Source organism: Aquificaceae bacterium, from assembly GCA_037722135.1.
Classification (GTDB): domain Bacteria; phylum Aquificota; class Aquificia; order Aquificales; family Aquificaceae; genus Pampinifervens; species Pampinifervens sericum.
The window spans coordinates 1-6,045 of sequence record JBBKAW010000047.1 but is presented as its reverse complement, the minus strand read 5'-3'; the positions used below and the strand labels follow the sequence as shown (position 1 = coordinate 6,045).

General features: G+C 42.5%; 6 protein-coding genes and 1 pseudogene. All 7 read right to left on the bottom strand.

The window, feature by feature from the left end; genetic code table 11:
- Positions 1–627: 627 nt before the first annotated feature.
- Positions 628–1,068 (bottom strand): annotated as a pseudogene (locus WKI49_03520) (glutamate--tRNA ligase family protein).
- A gap of 9 nt (positions 1,069–1,077) precedes the next feature.
- Positions 1,078–1,899: a site-specific DNA-methyltransferase gene (locus WKI49_03515; GenBank protein MEJ7621571.1), complete on the bottom strand. Its 822-nt coding sequence runs from the start codon at positions 1,897–1,899 to the stop codon at positions 1,078–1,080.
- Complete coding sequence (locus WKI49_03510) at positions 1,892–2,545, bottom strand: hypothetical protein (GenBank protein MEJ7621570.1); 654 nt, start codon at positions 2,543–2,545, stop codon at positions 1,892–1,894. Before WKI49_03510 ends, WKI49_03515 begins: the two co-directional genes overlap by 8 nt.
- Positions 2,542–3,192, bottom strand: a complete 651-nt coding sequence (nth, locus tag WKI49_03505; protein ID MEJ7621569.1) for an endonuclease III — start codon at positions 3,190–3,192, stop codon at positions 2,542–2,544. The genes WKI49_03510 and nth overlap by 4 nt, the downstream gene beginning before the upstream one ends.
- Positions 3,189–4,334 carry an MFS transporter gene (locus WKI49_03500; protein MEJ7621568.1) on the bottom strand — a complete coding sequence of 382 codons (1,146 nt, stop codon included), beginning with the start codon at positions 4,332–4,334 and terminating at the stop codon, positions 3,189–3,191. The genes nth and WKI49_03500 overlap by 4 nt, the downstream gene beginning before the upstream one ends.
- Positions 4,324–4,575: a hypothetical protein gene (locus WKI49_03495; GenBank protein MEJ7621567.1), complete on the bottom strand. Its 252-nt coding sequence runs from the start codon at positions 4,573–4,575 to the stop codon at positions 4,324–4,326. The genes WKI49_03500 and WKI49_03495 overlap by 11 nt, the downstream gene beginning before the upstream one ends.
- Positions 4,529–6,045, bottom strand: a 1,517-nt coding sequence (gene dnaX, locus WKI49_03490; GenBank protein ID MEJ7621566.1) for a DNA polymerase III subunit gamma/tau, incomplete at its 5' end; no start/stop codon positions are given. The genes WKI49_03495 and dnaX, both read right to left, overlap by 47 nt.

The following is a 6,045-nucleotide window of genomic DNA, read 5'->3' as shown; positions in this document are numbered from 1 at the left end:
TTTTATGTTTTGGCATAAAGATGCAGTGATGCTTTGATGTTTTGATGACATATGCTTCAAAGCCTTGTCTCTCAAGGGTTTAAGTTTGACAATAGCACACTCAACCTTGCAGGACCTGACACTTTTGGCAAACCACCTTCACTTGAGAGGGGTGCCCCCTTGACAAAAGGCTTGATATGTCTTATTATTCTCTATGTGGTGAGTTGAGGTTGCTAATCCACCGTGTGGAGTTGAACCATCCAAAAGAAGCTAAAAAGAGTTTTCTACCTATCATGTTGCTAATCTACTGTGTGGAGTTGAAACTTTAAAAATGAACTCTCTTGCAAATGCTTGATTTTCAAGTTGCTAATCTACCGTGTGGAGTTGAAACTTAAATGAGTTCCTATCTATGCATGGATACTTGTTGGTTGCTAATCTACCGTGTGGAGTTGAAACCCCTTTTTTCACATAGAAGGCCTCTTGGCCTTCTATGTTGCTAATCTACCGTGTGGAGTTGAAATTTTTGCTTACCTGCCAGTTATTCTCCTTGATATGCACTGTTGCTAATCCACCGTGTGGAGTTGAAACGAATATTTGTGTGTAGTTACCTTTTCTAACTCTTACGTTGCTAATCCACCGTGTGGAGTTGACTCTAAAACGTATGGTATAGGGCTTGCCTTGTCTTTTGAACTCTTCCACTTCTTCTTTGCTTAGAGCTCTACACTTGCCAGAGTATCTGTAAGGCACTCCCTTTTCCTCTGCCCTTTTCCTTTCTTCTTCAAGCTCTTCCACAGTGCAAAAGCAGGGATAGGCATGTCCGCTTTGCACGAGCTTTTCCGCATATTCTCTGTATATGTCAAACCTCTCTGACTGTCTGTAGAATTCATCCCATTCTATGCCAAGCCACTTAAGGTCCTCAAGGAGCATTTCCTCAAACTCCTTTGTAGACCTTTCTCTGTCTGTATCTTCTACCCTGAGGATAAACTTCCCGCGGTGGTGTCTGGCAAAAAGGTAGCTAAATATAGCAGTCCTTGCGTTTCCAAGATGCAAATATCCCGTAGGACTTGGTGCAAAGCGTGAAACTACCATGAGAAACTATTATAACTTTTTAAGCCTCTTGTTCCAAAGCCCTTTCTTTTTCCTCTCCTCAAAGGTAAGACTAACCTCATGAAGGGAAAGCTCATAAAGGACTCTATGCCTTTCCTTATCTGCGGATTCAAGCCTCTTTATGGCGTAAGCCACATACTCTTCAGATATGTCTATTCCTATATAAGCCTTACCTAATAGTTTTGCGGACACAAGTGTAGTCCCTGTGCCACAAAAGGGGTCTATGACTACACCGTATCTGTCTTCAAGAATAGAGTAGATTATCCTTGTAGGAAGCTCTATGGGAAAAACCGCAGGATGGTCCTTGTGTCCTTGTTCTGGTCTTATGTCCCATATGGATGTGAGCTTTGCATGACTTGGACTTAGCTCCTTAGGTTTACCCTTTACAAGCCAATATATCCTCTCTTCAACCTGCCAAAACCTCCACCCTCTGATGTTCCCTGCTATCTTCCTGTTCCATATAATCTCCTGCCATATATTCCACTTGGTTTTTGTAAGCCACTCAAGAGGATGTATCATCTTTCCGTTTTCGTATCTAACCTTGTGGTTGTAGAAAAAACTGCCACCCTCCTTTATCACCCTGTAGAGTTCATCTAAAACGTCTATCTGCCATCTTTGATAGTCCTCTTCCTTCATAGCGTCTTTGTAAGTTTTGTATATCACTTTTGGCACAAGCCAACCGCCATGTTTTTCCTTTTTGTTATAAGGCGGTGAAGTTATCCCAAGGTCTATGGAGCCAGAGGGCATGTCCCTAAGAACTTCTAAAACATCTCCGCATATAACTCTGTTGAGAAACTCTTCTATGCTATGCATTACCTCCTCCTAAATTCTCTATAAATTCAATGAGTTCTTTTGATAGAAAGCTGTAGAACTTTTTTATGTCTTTACGGATGAATACCACCTTTAGGTTTTTGCAATCCCTATAGTGCTTTATAGAAAAACTTGCGGAGCGTAAATACTCACCTTCCCTTCGTTTGCCTTCGAGAAAGCGTTTGTTAATCAAAGTTTTTAATCTGTCCTCTAAACACTTGAAATCAAACTCAAAGATATAAAGGAGTTTACCATGCACGAAGCCACAGGTTAGAACTTTTGGATTTTTCTCTATATCCTCTTCAAATCTTTCTGGAGTGTAATCGTTAAAACTTCCTCCTCCATTAAGTTTTTTCTTTACACTATCCGTATTCTGAGGTTTCACTTCGCAATACACCGTTTCCCCCGTATCTACTAACTGCATATAACCGTTGTACCCCAGCTTTTCCTGTATTGGCTCATAACCTGCGATATAAATTGCGGACAATTCCCTAAGTTTAGAAGAGTTTTTATCGTTGAAATACATGGTTATAAGGTCTACAAATAGAGCCTCTAAGGTATTCTTGGAAAGTCCTCTCAGAAAGTCTTCAAGCTCTCCTTCTTCCCCTATGGCATAAAGGAGTATGCCTTTCCTTAGGTTTTCATTCATAACAAGCTATTATAATAACCACACCACTTGCTTATAGGACATTCTCCGCACTTCGGCTTTACAGGTTTGCATATGGTTTGACCGAAGGCTACCAAAAGTCTGTTGTAGTCTCTCCAATACTCTCTTGGCACTACTTTCATCAAAGCCTCTTCTGTCTCCTCTGGAGTTTTTGTTTTCACAAGCCCCCACCTGTTGCTTATGCGATGCACATGCACGTCTACCGCTATGGCTGGCTTTCCAAAACCTTCAGAAAGCACGATGTTTGCCACCTTTCTTCCCACACCCTTTAACTTTAAAAGGTTTTCAAGGCTGTCTGGAACTTTACCACCAAAGTCTTCTACAAGCTGTTTTGCAAGTTCCTTTAATTGTCTTGCCTTGTTTCTATAAAAGCCTACGGGGTATATGAGTTTTTCAAGCTCCTCTTGGTCTATCTCCAAAAGGTCTTGTGGGTCTTTGACCCTTTGTAAAAATCTTTTGCAGACCTCTGCGGTTGTTTCGTCTCTTGTCCTTGTGGAAAGAAGAGCACAAAGAAGTGCACTAAGAGGGTCTTTCCTCTTTTGTGCTATGAGTTTTACTATTGGTGCATGCCACTTTGGAAACTCCCTTTTCATTATCTCAAGCACTTCAGGAAGGTCTTCCTTAGTCATTGGGCTTTATATTTTACGACAGCAAGAAGAAGTCCAATAGCTAAAAGATGTAGCCCTACAGAGTAAACTATGAGAAAAGGAAGAGAATACTGGTAAAGCAGACCCATTAGAGCACCACCTAAGAAGGCAGAAAGCCCCATAAAGAAGTGGAAAAGACCATAAGCCTTTCCTCTTGCGTCTTCTGAGGAGAGCTTGGCAACCGCAGACCTCATTATGGACTCTTGAACTCCAAGGCTTATACCCCAGAAGACCACCGCCAAAAGTGGCTGGCTTATAAGAAGGAGAAAGAGGGTAGAAAACATACCAATAGAAAGTCCAGCAATCAAGGATATAAAACCAACCCTATCGTAAAGAACGCCAAAAAGAAGTGCGGACAGGGCATCCACCCCCATGGCAAGTGCAAAGAAGAGGGCTACCTGCCAACCCTCAAAGTTTAGTTTTTGAGTTAGATGAAAACCTATAAGTGGAAACTGCAAAAAGCCAAGAGAAACAAGGCAGGAAGCAATAAGATATAGATAGAAAACTTTGCTAAGAGAAGCCTCTGACCCTCGTCTTTCCTTTTGTAAGTCCTTTACTTCCAAGCCTTTTGCCAGCAAGAGAAAGAGCATGGCAAAGACCGCAGGCACAAAAAGCACTGCAAAGGCAAGCCTATAACCAAAACCAAGATAAAGCACAAGGGCAACCACAGAAGGACCAAGAACCGCACCAATCTGGTCAAGAAACTCATGAAGACCAAAACCTTTTCCATGACCCACTACCTGAGTAGCCTTTGAAAGAAGAGCATCCCTTGAAGGAGTCCTTAGTCCCTTTCCCGTCCTCTCAAGAAACAAAAGAAGGCTTGCGGTCTGCCAACTGCTTGCAAGAGAGAGAAGAGGAACCGCAAAAAGGTTTAGGGCATACCCACTTAGGGTAAAAGCCCAGTAGCTCTTAAGCTTGTCAGAAAAAAAGCCAGAGAGAAGCCTAACCCAGTATCCCAGAAGCTCTGCCAGACCAGACACAAGGCTAACCCAAAGAGCGGAAGCTCCGAGAAAGGCAAGGTAAGGACCTATAATACCCTTTGCACCCTCGTAGGTAAAGTCCGCAAAGAGACTAACTACCCCCATAAGGACTATAAACCTGTATGCTCTTTTTTTATCCCACATCTATGCTTTCTACCTCACCCACAAGATAAAGCTCGGGAAGGAAAGACCTGACCCCCTCAAGAACCTCTAAAAGTCCAGAAAAGGTGTCTGGCGTGGCTATAAGATAAACCTCCTCTGAGGATTTTTCCCTTGTCCTTACTATGGCATACCTGCCAGACCCGTCTATGAGGGCTGTAAAAAGACCTATCTTTTCCTTAGGAACTTTTACCAGAAGAACCCTTGCCTTTACCTCTTTGCTCATGGCTAACTATCTTTGCACCAAATATGTCCTTTACCTTCTCCACAAAGGGTGGCAGACCGCCTTCCTCCTCCTTTTCCTCTACCACGAAGTCAATCTTAGGGTTCAAAGCCTTTATCTTTTGCATATCCTGTTCTGTTAGGTCTCCCTTTCTTACAAAAAAGACAAACTTGTCTTCCTTGACCTCATACTTTGACCTTTTGAGTGCCTCCATTAAAAGGATGTCCAACTTACCCTCAAGAGGTTTAAAAGGGTCTTCTTGCTCTGCTTCTTGTTTAGTTTGCTCCTTTTGTATAGGTTCTACGGGTCTTTCAGAGGACATATACCTTATAAGCTCTCCGATAGGAAGAATGTCTTTGATTATCTGTGTCTTTATTATGGCAAGCTCACAGGCTCTAAGAAAGTCCCTGCTCCTTGCATCAAGCCTTGCCATGTTGACTACCTTTTCTAAATAGAGCAGGGCATTTAATGGTGTGTCCGTAAAGCTCTTGTGGAAGTCTTCTACCCTCATAACCTTTTCTGGGTTCTTTAGGCTTTTGTAGAGTATTAGGTTTCTTATCTCCTCTTCAAGAGAGTCCCAAAATCTTGTGAGATTAAAACCTCTCTGGCTTATATCTCTTATAAAGGCAAGGGCTTGGTCTGTTTCAGAGTTTAAGAGGAGTTTAAGAAAATCCCTTACCCTCTCTTGAGATACTATACCCAAAAACTCCTCAAGAACCTCAGAGTTTACCTTGCCTTCACCGTAGGTGCTTGCTTGGTCAAGCAAAGAGACCGCATCCCTCATACCACCATCACTAAGTCTGGCTATGGTTATAAGAGCCTTCTCTTCACACTCAACACCCTCTTTTTCGCATATAGTCTTTAGATACCCTACTATTTCCTCCTCCCTTAGCTTTGTGAAGATTATCCTTTGGCATCTTGAGAGTATGGTGGGCATTATCTTTTCGTATTCTGTGGTGCAAAGCACAAAAACAGTTCTTGGAGGAGGTTCTTCAAGGGTCTTTAAAAGGGCGTTAAAAGCCTCTTTTGTAAGCATATGGGCTTCGTCAAGGATGTATACCTTGTATTTACCCTTTATGGGTGCGTAAGAGACCGCATCCCTTATAGCTCTTATATCGTCTATACCCCTGTTGGAAGCAGCGTCTATCTCAATAAGGTCTGGAAAGTTGCCCCTATCTATGGAAAGGCAGTTTTCACATCTTCCACAGGGTTCACCCTCCTCTGGTTGAAGGCAGTTTAAAGCCCTTGTTAGTATCCTTGCAAGGGTGGTCTTCCCCGTTCCTCTTGGACCTGCAAAAAGATAAGCATGGGAGACCTTGTTGAGTCTTACTGCATTTTTTAGCACACGCACTGCCACATCTTGTCCTGCCACCTCAGAGAAACGCTTAGGTCTATACTTCCTCGCAAAGGGCACATACATGATGTTAAATAGTATAATGCTTATTGCAAAACTTTCTCCACCTATTATCTTTA